Here is a 17,550-nt window from a genome sequence, read left to right as displayed (position 1 = left end):
AAGAAAAAATTAATAAAAGTTTCCCGAATTATTGCAATTTCAAATCTTTCAAAACCAGTTGCGCAGAGGTGTTGCCGTTGTAGGTATTTTCGGAAAGCGTATAAGCAATGTTGACGATGTCGCCTGCAAAAACTTCATTCGCTAACTCGGCTCCGCCCCAGCACACGGCATCGAGCCAGCGTCCCGCGTGCAGGAGCCGCAACTTGAGATGCTTGTCTTTCATGATGCGCGGCGGAGAGACGACCTGCGCGCCTGTGGTGGCAAAGACCGGTTCGGGATTGCCCGCGCCGAATGGCTCAAGGCGACGGATTTCTTCGAGGGTTTCGAGCGTCGCCTGTTTGAAGGAAAGTTCACAGTCAATCTCGACAATCGGAATCAAATCTTCCTGTTTGAGAACGCCGCGCGCATGGGCATCCAGACGTCTGCGTAAATCGGCGATTTTATCGGCGCGAATGGTCACTCCTGCCGCGTGCGAATGCCCGCCGAATTTCTCAAACACATCGGCGCAACTCTCCAGTCCTGCGAGTAAATGAAACGCCGGAATCGAACGCCCGCTGCCATGTCCGAGTCCGTCTTCGACGGAAATGATAATCGTCGGGCGGTAAAGTCTATCGACGACTTTTGACGCGACGATGCCGATGACCCCGCGATGCCAGCCTTCGCCTGCGACCACCGCCACGTAAGAATTGCTCAGTTCTTTATCGCTTTCAATCTGTTCAAGCACCTGCGCGAGGGTGTCGGCTTCGATTTGTTGGCGCGCGGCATTTTGCACATTCATGGCATTTGCCATCTGGGTTGCAGTTTGCAAATCGGGCGCGTCAAATAAATCCACAGCCATGCTTGCGCCCGCCATTCGACCAACAGCATTGATGCGCGGCCCGATTCTAAAGCCAATATCGGAACCCGATAGCGGCTTTGCCTGCGAGACACCCGCAACTTCAAGCAGCGCGCGCAGCCCGAAATTTCTCGGATGGCGCAATCCGAGCAGTCCATATTTGGCGATGATGCGGTTTTCGCCCGTGAGCGGCACAATGTCGGCAATCGTGCCGATGGCAGCAATTTTAACGAACGATTCGATGTAATGGGCTTGATTGGTTTTCGTCAGTAACGCCTGCGCGAGTTTGAACGCCACACCGACGCCCGCGAGATTTTTTTCCGGGTAATTACAATCCGTGCGTTTGGGATTTAAAACGGCGTGCGCCTGCGGTAATCCTTCTTCGGGCAAATGATGGTCGGTGATGATGACATCCAAACCCAAGGTCTTGGCGTATTCAACAACCTGTTGGGCGCGAATGCCTGTATCGACACTGACGATTAAATGCACGCCGCGCGCGTGCGCCATATCCATTGCGTCTTCGCGCAGACCGTAACCATCTTTCAAACGTTCGGGAATGTAATAGGAAACATCTGCGCCGATCAGTTGCAGAGCTTTTTTCAAGATGACCGTCGATGTTGTGCCGTCCACATCGTAATCGCCGTAAATCATGATTTTTTCCCGGCGCTCGACGGCTAATAATATTCGTTCGACGGCGTCGCGCATGCCGCACATCAAAAACGGGTCGTGCAGGTTTTCGAGTCGGGGGTTAAAAAATCTTTCCGCGGTTTCAATATCGTTTATGCCACGAGTCGCAAGCAATGCGCCGGTCATTTCGGAAACCGGTAACCCGCGCGATAACAGCAAAGCGATGCGCTTATCATAAGGCTTATAAATCCACCGTTTTTTTTGCGATTTTTTTGGCATTCGTAAAATTTCTGATTGCGTTTTCAGCGGTTATTGAGCAGTCACCCATCTGAAACCTTTTATTGGTGCCCCAAGTCGGTGTCTTCAACGATTGATAAGATAGCACAAGTTCAAAGGTTCACCTAACCCTCAACGTTGATTGCCGAACCCAGGCAATTTTTTAATGCGCTTCCGACTTTTTTATGCTTTGCTTCGTCTTAAACTTGCACTCTCCGTTACCTGCAAGTTTTTCTACAAGGGAGTTCTTATGCAAAACAGTAGCAGCAAGTCCGGTTTGCAGCGTCGCCTGATGCGGATGGTGATTATCGCAGTCCTGGTCGGATTGATCATAACAACCGGATTTTTTTCTCAAGAGGCAGTAAATGCGCAATCGCAGCCAGCAGTGATGCGCAATATCGAATATGCACGAGTTGGCAGCAAATCCTTGCTGCTTGATTTGTATCTGCCGGCAAGCGGGCAAGGCCCGTTTCCCTTGCTTGTCTGGATACATGGAGGGGGTTGGGTTGGCGGAGATAAATCTCTGGGCAGCAGCAGTCTGCAAGTGCAGCAAACGGCGCGCGGCTACGTGGTGGCAAGCATCAATTACCGGTTGAGTCACGAAGCGATTTTTCCGGCACAGATAGAAGATTGTAAAGCGGCGATTCGCTGGTTGCGCGCCAACGCCGCGCAATACCGGATTGACCCCAATCGCGTCGGCGTATGGGGAAGTTCGGCGGGCGGTCATCTGGTCGCATTGCTGGGAACTTCGGGCAATGTCGCAGACCTTGAAGGAGCCGTTGGCGGCAACCTGCAACAATCCAGTCGTGTGCAAGCCGTCGTTGATTGGTATGGCCCGACACACCTGCGCACGATGGCAAGTCAAGCACTGCCGTGCAGCGTCATTGACCATGATGCGGCGATTTCGCCCGAATCTCTGCTGGTCGGATGCGCCATTCAGAGTTGCCCGGACAAAGCCGAACGCGCCAGCCCTACAACTTATGTCACGGCTGACGACCCGCCGTTTCTGATTATGCATGGAACAAGCGATTGTCTGGTGCCGCCTCTGCAAAGCCAGGAACTTACTGACCTGTTGAAAGCCGCAGGGGTAACGGCGACCTTGACCTATCTGCAAGGCGCTGGACATGGCGGCGCGGAATTTACGAGCGCCGATAGTCAACAACAGATTCAGGATTTTCTCGACCAGTATCTAAAAACCGTTGCCTCGCCGCAAACTTTGAAAATCACCAGTGCCGAAGCCGGCAAAAAGAAACTCTTCGTTCACGGAGAAGGGTTTGCCAACGGGGCAGTGATTCTTTTAAACGGCGAAGCGCAAGCGACCATCAACGACGGGCAAAATCCGAGTACGATTTTGATAGCTAAAAAAGGCGGCAAGAAAATCGCCGTCGGGCAAACCGTCATGCTTCAAGTACAGAATCCCGATGGCAGCAAATCGAATGAATTGCTGTTTACCAGGTCTTGAGGATGCGATGCGGGGTGTTGTGAAAGGATAAAAACGGAATGCCGAAGGCGGGACTCGAACCCGCACGGGTCTCCCCATACGCTTCTGAGACGTACGTGTATACCAATTTCACCACTTCGGCATATTCTGAAAGTCAATGATCAAAGAAAACTTATACTACTCAGCCCGCGCAAAATGTGTCAATTCATTTTTCGTTGAACAGCGGTGGGTTCGGTTTTCAAGTCGCTTTCAATGAAAGCCATCGCGCATATATCGCTGGAAAATTTATCCTCGGATTGGGCGGATGAAGCGGATCAGACGGATGCAAACTTTATCCGCCCAATCCGCTTTATCCCTTTCATCCGAGGATAAATTTCAAACTTCTGCCAGTCGCCCATTCACGTTTATGAAGCGAATAAACACTGTGCTTCCCGCTTGGGTTTATCCATTGCTCGAAAGAGCCGTCATCTGACTACTCTTTCGGCAATTCGTTGATTATATCAACGATGATTTTCCACGCGCCTTTCGCATCGCGTTTCCAGGCGCGCACATAATAACCTTTGGTCACTTGCTCCTGGTCGCGCAATTCAAACTTGCCGTAGGTGTAGCCTAAATCGGCTGTAATAGCAACGTCTGCAAACATCGGTTCACCCGACATGGTCAACGTTTTCTCCGCAAGAAATTTGCGAATCTCGGTTTTGCCGACAACCGGCATGCGCCCATTGCGGTGAATGCGCGCATCGTCCGTTGTATAAGCGATGAAGGCTTTGCTGGTGCCCTGGTTGCTTGCAAGACGCAGGAACTCACGGTCGGCTTTCAACAATCCTTCGCGCTCGGTTTGCGGATTCACATTCATTTTTTTGAAAGCCGTTTTCGGCGCGGGCTTGAATTCATAATTGGTTGCTTTTGGTTCGGGGGTTTGAATACCGCAATCAATCACCACTTTCCAACTGGCATCGGCTTGTTTGCGCCAAAACGAAAAATAGTAACCGTGCCCGGTGGGTTGCGGATTAGGTCGCGTGTCGGTGAGCGTATAAGGGCCTGTGGTAAAGCCCAAATCGCCCGCTTGCGAAATGTCTGCGTAAACGGGTTGCCAATTCAAAGTAAATGGCGAACGATTCGGCGGACGTTTGCTGAGATTTTCTCTGGTTTTTGTCGGATGCGGCGTGAAATTAATCCCGTCTTCGGCAAAAAATTCGATAAACGAATCGCGCACTCCTTTTTCAACCGACGTTTTGGCAAATGCGCGTTCGGCATTGGCTATGTCATCCACCGTTGATGGCAACTTTTTATCCCTCGATGAAACCGAAACTACGATGAGCAACAGCATCGCCAGCAGCATAAAACTTTTCATAAACTTCCTCTCGTTTGATTTGAATCTGAATCTTCTTCACTTCACAATCATTTTGCAGGTTTAGCAAGGCTGGGTTCAACGATAGACCGCAGATAGTTTGGATTCCGGCAATCTCGAATTTAAAAGGGAGTGACAAGCCATTTTGAATACCACGGATTTATCACCGCAAAAAATCCTCCAGGCATTGCCGAAATCGCGTGAGCGAAGCATCAGCTTAAATGAAATGGCTGAAGTTCTCAACCTCAGCGATGCGCAGAAAATCGCCCTTCATAAAACCCTTGAAAAATTCGTGCGCCTGAAACTCGCCGCCGCCGAAAAGGGTCGCTATTTTCGCAAACCCAATAGCGCCGTGTTAATCGGCACTTTGCGTTGCACACGCACCGGCTACGCCTTTGTCACCCCCGATGATGAACGCGAACGCGAACGCGGCGACCTGTTCATCAGCGAAAAAGGCATCGGTTCAGCCATGCACGGCGATAAGGTCATTGTCCGTGTCATCGGGCAAAGCGCGCGCGGGCGCGATGGTTGGATTGAAACTGTGTTGCAACGCGCCAATAAAACCGTGGTCGGCAAATTCAGCAAATCCGGCAACGGCGGCTACGTCACGCCGATTGAAACCCGCTTGCTATACGACATTGAAATCGCCCCTGCCGATACCCACAAAGCGCGTCACGGTGAATTCGTCCATGTCGAAATCACCCGCGTGCCTTCCAGCCATAAACTCCCGGCGGGTCGCATCATCGAAGTGCTCGGCGACGAAACCACCAAAGGCATCGATATCGAAATCATCATTCGCAAACACAACCTGCCGTTCGTTTTTCCACAACCGGCATTAAGCGAAGCCGAAAATATAGATGATGCAATCAATGAAACGACACTTAGCGGTCGTGAAGATTTGCGCCATTGGTTGACGATTACCATTGATGGCGAAACGGCGCGCGATTTCGATGATGCGGTGTCGCTCGACGTGTTAGCGAACGGCAGAATGCGGCTTGGCGTGCACATTGCCGATGTCAGTTACTTCGTTCGCGATGGCAGCCCGCTTGATGAAGAGGCATTCCGACGCGGCACCTCGGTCTATTTTCCTGAACGCGCCATTCCGATGTTGCCCGAACGCTTGTCGAATGATGTCTGTTCGCTTAGACCCCGCGTTGACCGCTTGACCATGTCCGCGATTATGGAAGTCGATGGCAAAGGTCGCGTGGTTGATTACCGGCTCACGCCTTCAATTATTCATAGCCGCGAACGCATGACCTATACGGCAGTTAATGAAATTCTCACCAACCCCGAAGGCGAAACTGCCAACCGATACGCGCATATTAAAGAGATGCTTCTTGCAATGCGCGACCTGGCGCTGGTTTTAATTAAACGGCGCGAAGCGCAGGGCGCGATTGATTTCGATTTGCCGGAAGCCGAACTCTTTTTTAATGATGAAGGGCAGATTGGCGGCATCGTGCGCGCTGAACGCAACCTCGCGCACCGTTTGATTGAGGAGTTTATGTTGATGGCGAATGAAACGGTGGCGACGCATTTTGAAAAGCTCCCAGTGCCCTGCGTCTATCGTATACACGACGAGCCGAATCCGCCTAAGGTCAAAGAGTTTTCCGAAATCGCCGCTTCGTTCGGTCATAACTTTTCCATGCACGGCGACACGCCGCAGCGCGGCTTTCAACATCTGGCGCGAGAAATCGAAGGCAAACCCGAAGAGCGTATGCTCTCTTACCTGATGTTGCGTTCGATGCAGCGCGCCAAATACAGCGCGAAAAATACCGGGCATTTCGGTTTGGCGATGAAAACCTATACCCATTTCACTTCGCCGATTCGCCGCTACCCGGATTTGATTGTGCACCGGCTGTTGCGCGAGATTATCGAAAAGGGCAATGCCGACGAAGCCGATTGGCAAGTGCTTGATTTAGGACAAAAACGCGCCTTGAAACAGATGGATCGCGAAGTGTTCGAGGAAGCGCGTGAAATAGAAATCCGGCGAATGCTTGAAAGCATCGCCGAGCAATCCAGTTTGCGTGAACGCGCCGCAGACGATGCCGAACGCGAATTGATGGATTGGCGCAAAGCCGATTTCATGGCTGAACACGTCGGCAGCCAGTTTAATGGGGTCATCACTTCGATTAAAGATTTCGGATTTTATGTTGAGTTGGAGGATTACTTCGTTGAAGGTCTCGTCCATATCACGACGCTCGCCGATGACACCTACATTTATAACGAGCGTCGGCACCGGTTGACAGCCAAACGCAGCGGCTTGCAATTGCAACTTGGCGATTTGGTGCGCGTCTCTGTGGATAAGGTAGACCGTGACCGTCATTTAATTGATTTTTCGCTGGTCAAAAAACGATAAACGTCCGCCAAAGCCTCAAGCATCGCTTTAAGCCAATGGTGAAAAAGCCTTGAAAATACAGGTGATTTCTTAAAGAGCGAACAAAATTTGCCTCTAAAAAAACTGCCGCACTTTTATTATCTTTTGTTCAAACGGGTAGTTCACAACCCAGAGGGCGTTTGATATAGTAGCGCGCAACTCGGCAACCATGAGGGAATTTGGATTGTGGCTGTCAAATAACCTCCTCTTCTTTAATGGTTGAGGGACACAACCATTAGAGGGACGCAGAAAACTGAAGGGTTACTCTCCCGAGTCTCCCTTCAGTTATTTTTTTGTCTTCAAAACGAACGCTAACCCATCACGCTTTCAAGAAACCCGATGGACTTTGAAGCTGTTGACCAAACGGTCTTTGACCGCGTTGTCCAATATCCCCCTGATTCAACCGCAATAAAGGGCTTGGTAAGCCGCGCTAAAGTCAGGCTTCGGGAATTAATTATTGACTTGATTTAGAGACAGTGATAGCTTGCCGACATAGGTTTTTTGGAAATTTGCTCCTACGCTTTTGTCCTGATGTTCCCCCAGAAAAATTTCGAGGAGTGGTTATGAAACTTTCAGCCTGTTCTATCATCTTGCTGCTGGCATTGTTCTGTCTGACTTTGTCACATCCAACCAACGCGCAACGCGGCGGCCAAGCCTATCCCGATTCGGTGGTCAAACGTTCGGATATGTATTGCGCCGGTTACATCAGCGAATCGACGCTGTGGCCCGATGTTTATATCATTGGCGGCGAAAAAGAGAACTTCAAAAATTCATTCTCTCAGGGCGATGTGGTCTTCATGAATAAAGGACGCAATGCAGGGGTTCGCGCCGGACAAACCTATTCGGTGATTCGCCCCGTGGGCAAGATGAAACATCCGTTCAATAAAAAACGCAAAATGGGAACCTATGTGCATGAAGTGGGGATGATTCGGGTGATTCAGGTAAATGATAAAACCTCTACGGCTGAAGTGACAGTGTCCTGCGAAATGATTGAAATGGGCGATATGCTCAAAATATATGAAGAGCAACTCGCGCCCGAACCGCGCGCCGGTGAACCACTGCCTTTGCATGGCGAATCATCGGGCGATTTAAGCGGGCAGATTGTTTTAGCGCGTCACGGACGCGAATATATCGCGACCGGCGATGTGGTTTACATTGACGTCGGCGAAACCAAAGGCGTGAAGACTGGCGATTACTTTACGATTTACCACGCGATAACTGATGATTGGGAAAACGTCGGCAAATATCCGCAGGATAAAATCGATCAATGGCGCAGCCGGGATTATCAAAGCGATCACTGGCGCGGCGGCACGTTTTCCAATCAAGCGCCGCGCGTTAAACGTAATGATGTGGTGCGCGAGCGCCCGGAAATTCCGCGAAAAGTTTTAGGCGAAATGATTGTTTTGAAAGTTGAAAAAGGTTCAGCCACCTGTGTCATCACCCGTTCCGTCGGGGAAGCCAACATCGGCGATTGGGTTGAACGCAACAACTAACCGGCTCATTGAGGCTGACAAATTTAATCAAAGGACAAGTCTTGTGCTTGTCCTTTTTCATTTTTCCAACTCATTGATTAAAATAAATCCGATTCTTTCTAAATCCTGCTTTTCCAGTTCGGACGTAATCAATATAATTCTCAGGCTTATTGAAAGGAGAGAACCCTATGCCACGGAAAAACAAATTTTTTGTCTGGTTGTTGACTTTCAGTTTACTTTGCAGTTGTACAACCGTTGCCTTCCCTTCGATTGATGACACGAAAGAAAAAAAACAAGGAAAGAAGGAAAAAGAAAATGGCGGTGATGAAAAGGCCAAAGCCGTAATGTGGCAAGAGCCAACCGATTTGGAAAGTCGTGACCTGTTTTACGGACCCGGCGGCGCTGCCGGTGCGCCAGACCCCAACGATACTTTCAAATTCATTCGTCGCGTGACCTCCGGCACTTCCGAAAAAATGGAGGTCGAAGACCCCAAAGGACGCAGTTGGACGGTGAAACTCGGTGCCGAAACCCGCCCCGAAACCACTGCCACAAGGTTGGTGTGGGCGGTCGGTTATCACGTTGACCAGGATTATTTCGTCAAACTCGCCAAGATTGACGGGCGCGGCGGGTTTGACGTTGCCAATACCCGATTTGAACGCCGTGATGACGGTTATAAAGAAGTAAAAAATAATCCGATTTGGAGTTGGACAGAGGGTGGTCAGTTCGCCGGCACCAAAGAGTTGCAAGGTCTCAAAGCCTTAATGGCGCTGTTGAACAACTGGGATTTGAAAGACATCAACAACAAAGTCATTCGTCCTGATAAAGAGAGCGGCGGCGACCGCAATATGCAGATTTATTATGTCGGCGATCTGGGCGGCACACTGGGTTCAACCGGCTCGGCATTTCGCAAAATTCCCGGATTCGGCAGTGCCCCCGCCGGCAGCAAAGGCGACCCCGATGACTTCGCCGGACAAACCTTTATTCTCGGCACCAAAGACGGCAAAGTTTTGTTCAATTACAAAGGCAAAAACCGTAAAGCCCTTGAAGATGTCAGCGTCGAAGCCGCGCGTTGGATGGGCAATCTACTCGGTCGGCTTTCCGATAAACAACTCGGCGACGCCTTTCGCGCCGGTGGCTTTAGCGAATCCGAAACCGCTATTTACATTCGCGCCATGCGTAGTCGCATCAATCAACTGAAAAATCTTCGCTAGTGAGCCAGTCCGTTGCCGGAGAAATTGTTTTTGATGACACCGGCGGTTTACTCAAGCCGGTCTCTATTTTAAGAGACCGGCTTTTAACTTTCATCATCATTCCTGTCTATGGACGACAAACCACACAACATTGCTGCCTTTCATAAATATCGGGCGCGTTCTCTCAGGTGAAGAGTAGCGATATAAAACGGCAACGGCATATCTTCCGGGCGCAAGATTTTCTGGAATACCCGCGCCTAAATAACCATTCGCTCCACCATAATTCTGCAACAACCTTTGCAGATAGAAACGCTCGGAAATCCCGCGACGGTTTCTGAGGCTTTCAACCGTCACCAAAGCGATGACCAAGTCATGGCGACCGGGTCCTGCGCCGCCCAGAACAATTTGCCCACTTGGGTGCGCGAGCCGCGCATCACTTATCCAGATATGCTTCATGGGGCGTGGGCACTCTCGCCCCGCGCTTCTTTCATAACGCTCGTCGCTTCTTGTACTGACCGCTTGACAATCATTATCGAGAATCTGATTGGAGTCGGCAGCTCTCGCTGGCGGCGCGGGTTGGCGTACGATAACCGCGACGCGATTGCTGGATAGAAATTCTCGCCCCGGAACCCGGATGTAAATACCGTAACTATCGGGCGGAATCGTGAGAGGAATCCGCGCGCGAATCACCTGCTCGCGCCACTCCAGAATCGCCATCTCATAATCATCAAGCTGGCGATTGACGACGCGCACAATCACCAGACGCTTGCCGCGACTGCTACCAAAATTTCTTCCGTGAATGGTGACTTCGTTGCCGCTTTCGACCTGATGCGGTTCGATGGTTTCAATCCGCATTTGCGCTCGCGCCGTGCCAGCCAAACCGTATAACAATGCCAAAAAACATCCTATAAAAATAATGCGTCTCATCTACTCCTCCTGTTGTGACTCGGTTGATGACCCTGGTAAATGGACGGGGATGAAAATCCTGTAAGAAAAATATTTTCATCCCCGTGCGCTTCAACCTTTTGCCGGATAGTCAAGTGCATGAATCTCACCCAAAGGGCAGGATTGATGTCACCCTGAAATAGACCTGATAGTCTGCGCCGGCTGCGCCATCCGTCCATCCTCCATCATTATTGTTTTGATGATTGGTGCTGAAGTGATAAAAAATATTTCCTCGACGATGCGGGTCTTCATTGTCCCAACGACGCAGATCATCGGCAGAAATATTTTTAACTTTCGTTTCCACCAGATCATCTTCACCGCCGGTAAACAAATTGATCGCGACATTGATGACCAGCGCAATGCCAAGCCCGACGATACAGGGAACGATGGTGTTATGTGCTGTGGCGCTACAGATGGCTCCGGCGGTTGCCCACATCAAGCGGATGGCTTCTTCCACTTCTGCGGGGTCGCCCTCATCTTTTTCAAAGAGGTGAACGGTCAAAGTCAGGTTCTGTGCCAATTGTCCGTTTCCTCCTCCCCAACAACCTCTTCGCGGGCCGGTTCGGGTTTCATCGGAATCTACTCCCGTATACCAGTTTGGTTCATGTGGGCGGGGGTGGCGCGTCGTCCAATCGTTGCCGCTGGCATCTACTACGGTCGTAATAATGTAGATTTCATCAGCATCGCTCAGGTTATCGGCGTCGGTGTCCGAACGGCAGCGAAGTCCTTCGTACCAAAGTTTGTATCTCGCCGGTTCGTCCTGCCTGACCATCAGCGCATCAGTTGGCGCCATAAAACCGGCATAAGTCACCAATGGCGTTTCAGACCCATTGAGAATACTCCGGTTCAAAGGTTGGCGTTGTAACGGCTTTCTCTTTTGCTGCTGTTTACGCTTATCAACATCAGCGGGTGCGGGTTCAGAATCGGGAGGTTCGGTTTTTGAATGTTTTGAATTTGACCGAACTCTTGGCGCACGCTCATCAGGTTCCGAGCGTTGCAGGTAACGGCTGATGTCGGTGTTGGTTAAACGATTGAAAGCGGTTTGATATTCTTGATTTGAAAATTTTCTCTCAAGCGGAATATCCCCATATTGTCCGAACGCCGCCCGACGCTCTGCTAAAGGAATACTCTGAAAATTTGCCATCAGTTGCCGAACACGTTCCCGATTGAACTTCTTTTTTGTGAGTGTTTGTTCAAGGCGTTTGTCCATCTCCGTTTTATCGGCAATGTTGTTCGCATAGCGTTCCAATAGATGAATAAACATGGCGACTGCCTGGGGGTCTTTCAGATTACTCAACCGTTTGTCTTTACGCGCTCCCTCGGTTTTGGTTTGGCTACGCGCCTGATTACGGATAACAGCATCTTTGCCTGATTGGGGATACCCCATAGCCAGCAAGCCTAGGATAGCCGTCAACGCAATGAAGCTTCTGAAAGACATAGATTTGATTTTTGGTGAAATGGGTAACTTCATACTTCTTACTCCTCAGTAGTTTTACAAAGCTGCCTCCCGACACATTAAGGCGGCTTCTGTCAGGTACTCTATTTTTCAATCAGGTGAAATGTCCTGAAAAAGTTGGTGAAAAACTCTGAAGAAGGCGGAATAAAAGGGTTCGCGGTCGAAAGCGCGAATGATTTTCAAAATTGCGCATCGGTTTAACTTCATAAAGTTCGATGCGGGCAATCTGATATTGCTCATCAAGAATTGCCCCTTCCGGAATTCGCAGTGAAAAGCGAAGCCTTCCTTGACGGAGTTTGACCTCAAACTGTTCTCCCGGCTCATTCGTTTTGATACGTAACGGTTTCTGGAGCATGCCGTTGACTTTCAGGCACTGCGAAGCCAGGAGTTGCCAGGTTTGTCCGCTACGCTTATTAAAGACTCGCGGCATCTTTTTAATCTTCATTAAGACCGTTTCGTAAGGCGCAGGTTTCATCGATTCGTAGGGCCAAATGAAGTTGAAGCCTTTTTCCGGCGATAAATCAAAGGCAACGATGAAGCCATTGTCTTGTCTAAGCGGATGCGTTGACGAAGCGACGCTAACAGACTGAGATGGGGCTATCCCGGCAAACAGCAAGAGGGGAATCGCTAAGGAAAGGAGCAAACGATTGGCATCAGAACCATTCACTTGAATCATAAAACCTCCCGCCCTGGCAATTGAGAATGTCCTTCCCTGAAGGAAGCCGACAGGAATATAATGGCTGCCGGCTAATCTTGGAGTTCCAGTGAAGGACATCTTCACCATAAGGTTTTATCTGGTGAAATGTCCTGAAAAAGTCGGTGAAAAATTCCGAAGTTTGCGAAAGAGGCTGGAACCGCTATGGAAACGACGCAACCTCAACCGCATCAATGGCGTTTTGGCGAATTCTTATTGGATACCCAACGGCGCGGTTTGTATCGCCATCAGGAACGCATTCGTCTGACCGCAAAACCCTTAGAGGCGCTAATTTTTCTGGTTGAAAATCACAGCCGCATCATCAGCAAACAGGAATTGCTTGATGCGGTTTGGAAAGATACCTTCGTCACCGAAGACGTGCTCACCCATGCCATCCGCGATATTCGGCGCGCCCTCGGCGATGACAAAGACAATCCCGTTTTCATTCAAACCGTTCCGCGTCAAGGCTACAGATTTGTCTGTGCGGTCACTGCGGCTGAAGCGATAGCCGATGCCCAATCAACTGACCTGATGGCAAAAACGAATTCACTCGCTTCGAGCGCGCCTCGTTTGCCAACCCCTGTTCGACGCCGGATGTTGACGCGGTGGGTTTGGCTCGGTTTAATCGGCTTGCTGAGTGTTTCGCTGTTTATCTCGACGATAGATGTATTCACGCACAAAAACCTGTCGCCTCGTCAAGCGCCAACTCCCGCTATCAAACAACTCACTTCGGGAGAATTTTCCAGTGGCAAACCCATGTTTTCACCCGATGGAAAATTCATTCTCTACGTTTCATCTTCGGAAGAGACCCGCGGGTTTGGCGACCTGTTCATCAGGCAATTTCCCGAAGGCAATGCCCTGCGTATCACTAACAAAATTAATCCGAGCGGCGATATGGCGGTCTTTACTGGCGATGGCAGCCACATCGTTTTTTCGATTCCACGCAAAGACGCAGCAGATGTTCGCCATCATGATTTATGGATTGTGCCCGCGTTTGGCGGCCCGCCCAAACGCTACCTCGAAGACGCCAGCGGCGCAGGTTTTTCACCCGATGGCAAATGGATTGCCTATACCAAACATTCACCCTCAGGAGATGGTCTATGGATCAGCCCGACCGATAAGTTGGAAGAAGCCAGCGAAGTGATGCGCGACGCTTATACTCCACGATGGTCGCCCGACGGCGCGTGGCTCGCCTTCACGACCAGCAATCCCAATGAAGGCACCGGCAATTTGTGGATTAACAAAGTCACCCCATCAACCGATGGCAAAGCGATAATCACCAATCAACGACAACTCACACCGGATAAAGAACAGCTATATGGGTTGAGCTGGTCTGCCGACAGCCGGTTCATTTTTTTTGCCTCAAAACGCAATGGCTCTTCACAACTCTACAGCGTCGCGCTCGCTGATGGTTCAACTGCCGCTTTAACGCCGGGCGTAGGCGATTATGCAGCGCCTTCGGCATCCCCCGATGGACGCGCCTTGATTTTCCAGCATTTTCGTTTAGTCAATAACCTGATGACCACAACCCTGGGAAACAATTGTGAAGCAAAAAATATCACCTTCGAGCAATTTCATCTGTCGCCCAGATTGTCGCCATCGGGAGAAAAATTAGCCAGCATCGTTGAACAATTGGATGAAAGCAAACGACTCTATCTCACAGACCTGAAAACCAAAGCGAGTTCCGAACTTAGCTCCCGCGAGGCGCATTACCCTTGCTGGATTGATGAAACGAACCTGGCATTCCTATCAATCAATGAAACCTCACAAATCACCGAAGTATTAAAAGTCAATCTCCTCACCCGCGAAGAAACTTTACTGACGAGTTTTACCAACAAAGCCTCCTGGTTAGCGGTTCATCCCGACGGAAAAAAATTAGCGGTCATCGTCAAAGCTTCCGATGGCAAGGAAAAAATTCTGATGCGCGATTTGAGCACTCAGGTTGATACCACCATTCATGCAGGAGCCGAGTACGAATTTCTGCGCTGGCTGCCCGATGGACAAAGATTGTCGTGGTCTCAACCGGGCGTCTCAAGAGATTCGCCGAACATCAGCGGCGGCATCTGGATAATCGAAATCGGCGCATCTGCGCCCCAGCTTATCGTCAAAGATGGCTTTTGTCCGGTTTGGAGTGGAGATGGAAATACGCTTTATTTTTCCGGCAAACAGGGGCATTCGGGCTTGTGGAAATATCATCGGCAAGATCAAAGCGAACAGTCGCTTTGTAGTTGGCAACACTGGGGACTCAGTTTCGATCTGGTTGGCGAACGCTTAGTTTATGTGCAGCACAAAAACAATAGCCAGGTTTATTCCATATCCCTACAGCCAAAATAAATTTAATGATAATCACTGGTCTCAAAAACGGCGCATAAACTTTTGTTCTCAATCTGTATAACTGCGACGCGCTCTGACCACCACTTGCGGTTTGGCAACTTCAACTTTTATTTTATGCGTCGAGCCTTCTTGTCTTTCGCCATCGGGATAAAAGCCCAGCCGATATTGATGCCGCAGTTCATCGGCAATCAACGCAAAATTCATTTTTAAATCGCTGACTTCGCCTTCATAAAAACGCCCTGCCGAAACGTTCGATAATTCTTGCAGAAATTCCTGCGCGTTTTGATTCTGTTGCTGGCGACGTTGGGGGCGTTGATTTCTATCGGGAAATTGCGGCGATAAAAATTGCTGATTCATTAACGGAAATCTGCGATTGCCGCCGCCGCGACGGGTAATCGGCGGAAAAGGTCGCCGGTCACGCATACGAAAATTCGGTTGATTGGTCGCATAAAAAATCGAATAAACCATAGCGTCGGATTCGGCTGCCGCGTCCATCAACTCATCGGTTGTCACATTGCTGCCGTGGTCTTTGCCATCGGTGAGCAAGATAATCGCTTTGCGTCCGCTGACATTTTTAAAGTGTTTGTCGAAGACCTCAAACACTGCATCGCGCAACGTGGTGCCGACATATTCGCCTATCCCGGCTCGTTTAATTCCCTGCTCCAACTCTTTGCGATTCGAGGTCAGCGCGGTCAATACATGAACATCGTAATCGAAAGTCACAATCAGGGCGCGGTCTTGCGGTTTGAGTTGTTTGAGAAAATCTTTGGCGCGGTCTTTGATTTCATCAAGCACATCCGTGGTGCTGCGACTGGTATCGAGTAGCAAGGCGATATTCAAAGGTTCTTCTTCCGTCGCAAAAAACGCGATGGATTGTCTGGCACCATCTTTATAAAGCGTAAAATCTTCCACCTTGAGTCCGCCGATGTATCGCCCGTTGCGGTCGCTGACAATCACCGGCACACTGACCAGGGTTGAACCGAGTTTAATCGGCGCGTCAGGTTCGCTCTGGCTTTGAGCCTGTGCGCTGAAAATAAAAACCGGGAAAAACAGTAATAAATTAAGGGCAAATAGAATTCTTTTAGCGAAGGTCATCACTTCCATCCTTCAACGAAATTTTGCAGGTCGAATAAATTTTGATTTGAAAAAGTGTGAGAGGGACTCGCGCGAGTCCCTCTGAGAATTGACGTTGGACAAGAGATGCGAACTCAATATTCGCACTTCAATTGATGTTTCGGTTCGCGATTAACCTTTAATGAACCCTTTGAAATTCGCAGGGTTCACCGCATAACCCGGAAAGATTGAATTCACGTTGCTCGCGTTCAGGTGACGCGCCGCAATTTCACCAAATACATCGCGAAAATCTGTCGTCAATGCCAGGTCGCGCCCTTCGTACAATTGCTCTTGCGCAAGCCCCGGGAACTTGCCGTAGACTTTGCCGCCTTTCACTTTGCCGCCAAGCGCAAATAGACAACTGGCGTGTCCGTGGTCGGTGCCGCCCGAACCGTTTTGCCGAATCGTTCGTCCGAATTCGGTCATGGTTAAAATGACGACGTTGGTCATGCGGTCGCCGAGGTCTTTGTACAATGCAGCAATGGCTTGCGAAAACTGTCGCAGATTATTCGCCAGTTGCCCGCGCGCATTGCCTTGATTGGCGTGCGTATCCCAGCCGCCGATGTCGGCAAATGCGACTTCCAATCCGATGTTCGATTTGATCAACTGCGCGATTTGCAGCAGGCTTTGACCGAATGGGGTGTTCGGATAGGTCGCGCCATTTGCAGCCCGGTATTGCTGCGGATTGGCTTTTTTCAACATCTTCATGGCTTCAAAAGCATCTTTGCCGGTGTCGTGTAGCGAATCCGCCATGTTCTGCGCGTAGAGCGCTTCAAACCCTGTGGCATTGCTGCGCACCCCGAAATCATTGATGTTGGTCAGGGCAATCGCATTCTCTTTGCCGAGCAAACTGCGCGGCATATTTGAACTGAACGCGACGGCGCGAAACGGCGTTGCCTGCGCATCTTTTTTCGCCGACAGGTAACGATTCAACCAGCCATCAGGCGTTCCTTTTTTTCCCGGTGTAGCCGATTCCATGTAATCCTGCGCGTCGAAATGTGAACGGGTGTTATCGGGCGAGCCGACTGCATGAACGATGGCGAGTTGCCCCGCATCATAAATCGGTTTGAATGCGGCAAGCGCCGGGTGAAGCCCGAAAAATCCATCAAGGTCAATCGTCGTTTCCGCATCGCCGGTTTTCGGTTGCCCAATTGCGATTTGTGAACGCAGGCTGTAGTAATTTTTATCGCCAAACGGCACCACGGCTGAAATGCCATCCATTGCGCCGCGTTGAAAAATCGCAATAATGACGGGCTTATCTTTGCCGCTTGCGGTTGATTGCGCGAGCGCCGCGCGTTGTAAAAATTGCGGCACTCCGATTACTCCTGTGCTTGCAAGCGCCAGCCCTGATGACTTCAAAAAATATCTTCGTGTGATTGCCATAACCTTACTCCTCGTGCTGAATGCTTATTGAATGATGAATGATGAATGATGAATGATGA

General features: G+C 50.1%; 12 protein-coding genes and 1 tRNA gene. 5 read left to right on the top strand and 8 right to left on the bottom strand.

Annotation, left to right across the window (positions count from 1 at the left end):
- Nucleotides 1-28: 28 nt before the first annotated feature.
- Entirely contained in the window at nucleotides 29-1,741 is a 1,713-nt protein-coding gene (gene recJ, locus AB1757_03405) for a single-stranded-DNA-specific exonuclease RecJ (protein MEW6126086.1), read from the bottom strand.
- Nucleotides 1,742-1,988: 247 nt separating this feature from the next.
- On the opposite strand from recJ, the gene AB1757_03400 reads away from it, so the two are divergent.
- A complete protein-coding gene (locus AB1757_03400; protein ID MEW6126085.1) occupies nucleotides 1,989-3,200 on the top strand; it encodes an alpha/beta hydrolase in 1,212 nt (403 codons plus the stop codon).
- A gap of 39 nt (nucleotides 3,201-3,239) precedes the next feature.
- Here the strand turns inward: AB1757_03400 and AB1757_03395 are convergent.
- Nucleotides 3,240-3,321, bottom strand: a tRNA-Leu gene (locus tag AB1757_03395).
- 330 nt (nucleotides 3,322-3,651) lie between these two features.
- Entirely contained in the window at nucleotides 3,652-4,533 is an 882-nt protein-coding gene (locus tag AB1757_03390) for a hypothetical protein (protein MEW6126084.1), read from the bottom strand.
- A gap of 142 nt (nucleotides 4,534-4,675) precedes the next feature.
- On the opposite strand from AB1757_03390, the gene rnr reads away from it, so the two are divergent.
- From rnr to AB1757_03375, 3 genes are all read left to right on the top strand, one after another.
- Nucleotides 4,676-6,886, top strand: coding sequence for a ribonuclease R (gene rnr, locus AB1757_03385; protein MEW6126083.1), 2,211 nt, complete (start codon nucleotides 4,676-4,678; stop codon nucleotides 6,884-6,886).
- Nucleotides 6,887-7,467: 581 nt separating this feature from the next.
- Nucleotides 7,468-8,397 carry a hypothetical protein gene (locus AB1757_03380; protein ID MEW6126082.1) on the top strand — a complete coding sequence of 310 codons (930 nt, stop codon included), beginning with the start codon at nucleotides 7,468-7,470 and terminating at the stop codon, nucleotides 8,395-8,397.
- Between the two features lie 167 nt (nucleotides 8,398-8,564).
- Nucleotides 8,565-9,587: a hypothetical protein gene (locus AB1757_03375; protein MEW6126081.1), complete on the top strand. Its 1,023-nt coding sequence runs from the start codon at nucleotides 8,565-8,567 to the stop codon at nucleotides 9,585-9,587.
- A 96-nt stretch (nucleotides 9,588-9,683) separates the two neighbouring features.
- Here the strand turns inward: AB1757_03375 and AB1757_03370 are convergent, their stop codons facing one another.
- From AB1757_03370 to AB1757_03360, 3 genes are all read right to left on the bottom strand, one after another.
- On the bottom strand, nucleotides 9,684-10,493 hold the full coding sequence (locus tag AB1757_03370) for a hypothetical protein (GenBank protein ID MEW6126080.1): 810 nt from the start codon (nucleotides 10,491-10,493) through the stop codon (nucleotides 9,684-9,686).
- Between the two features lie 124 nt (nucleotides 10,494-10,617).
- Complete coding sequence (locus AB1757_03365) at nucleotides 10,618-11,982, bottom strand: hypothetical protein (GenBank protein ID MEW6126079.1); 1,365 nt, start codon at nucleotides 11,980-11,982, stop codon at nucleotides 10,618-10,620.
- 79 nt (nucleotides 11,983-12,061) lie between these two features.
- A complete protein-coding gene (locus tag AB1757_03360; GenBank protein MEW6126078.1) occupies nucleotides 12,062-12,643 on the bottom strand; it encodes a hypothetical protein in 582 nt (193 codons plus the stop codon).
- A 183-nt stretch (nucleotides 12,644-12,826) separates the two neighbouring features.
- Between AB1757_03360 and AB1757_03355 the strand changes: the two genes are divergently transcribed.
- A complete protein-coding gene (locus tag AB1757_03355) occupies nucleotides 12,827-14,995 on the top strand; it encodes a winged helix-turn-helix domain-containing protein (GenBank protein ID MEW6126077.1) in 2,169 nt (722 codons plus the stop codon).
- A gap of 48 nt (nucleotides 14,996-15,043) precedes the next feature.
- Here the strand turns inward: AB1757_03355 and AB1757_03350 are convergent, their stop codons facing one another.
- Both AB1757_03350 and AB1757_03345 read right to left on the bottom strand, forming a co-directional pair.
- On the bottom strand, nucleotides 15,044-16,090 hold the full coding sequence (locus AB1757_03350; GenBank protein ID MEW6126076.1) for a VWA domain-containing protein: 1,047 nt from the start codon (nucleotides 16,088-16,090) through the stop codon (nucleotides 15,044-15,046).
- A gap of 150 nt (nucleotides 16,091-16,240) precedes the next feature.
- Nucleotides 16,241-17,491: a DUF1501 domain-containing protein gene (locus AB1757_03345; GenBank protein ID MEW6126075.1), complete on the bottom strand. Its 1,251-nt coding sequence runs from the start codon at nucleotides 17,489-17,491 to the stop codon at nucleotides 16,241-16,243.
- Nucleotides 17,492-17,550 lie beyond the last annotated feature (59 nt).

Source organism: Acidobacteriota bacterium (genome assembly GCA_040754075.1).
Taxonomy (GTDB): domain Bacteria; phylum Acidobacteriota; class Blastocatellia; order UBA7656; family UBA7656; genus JBFMDH01.
The sequence above is the reverse complement of the archived record's forward strand: the minus strand, read 5'-3'. Positions and strand labels throughout refer to the sequence as shown.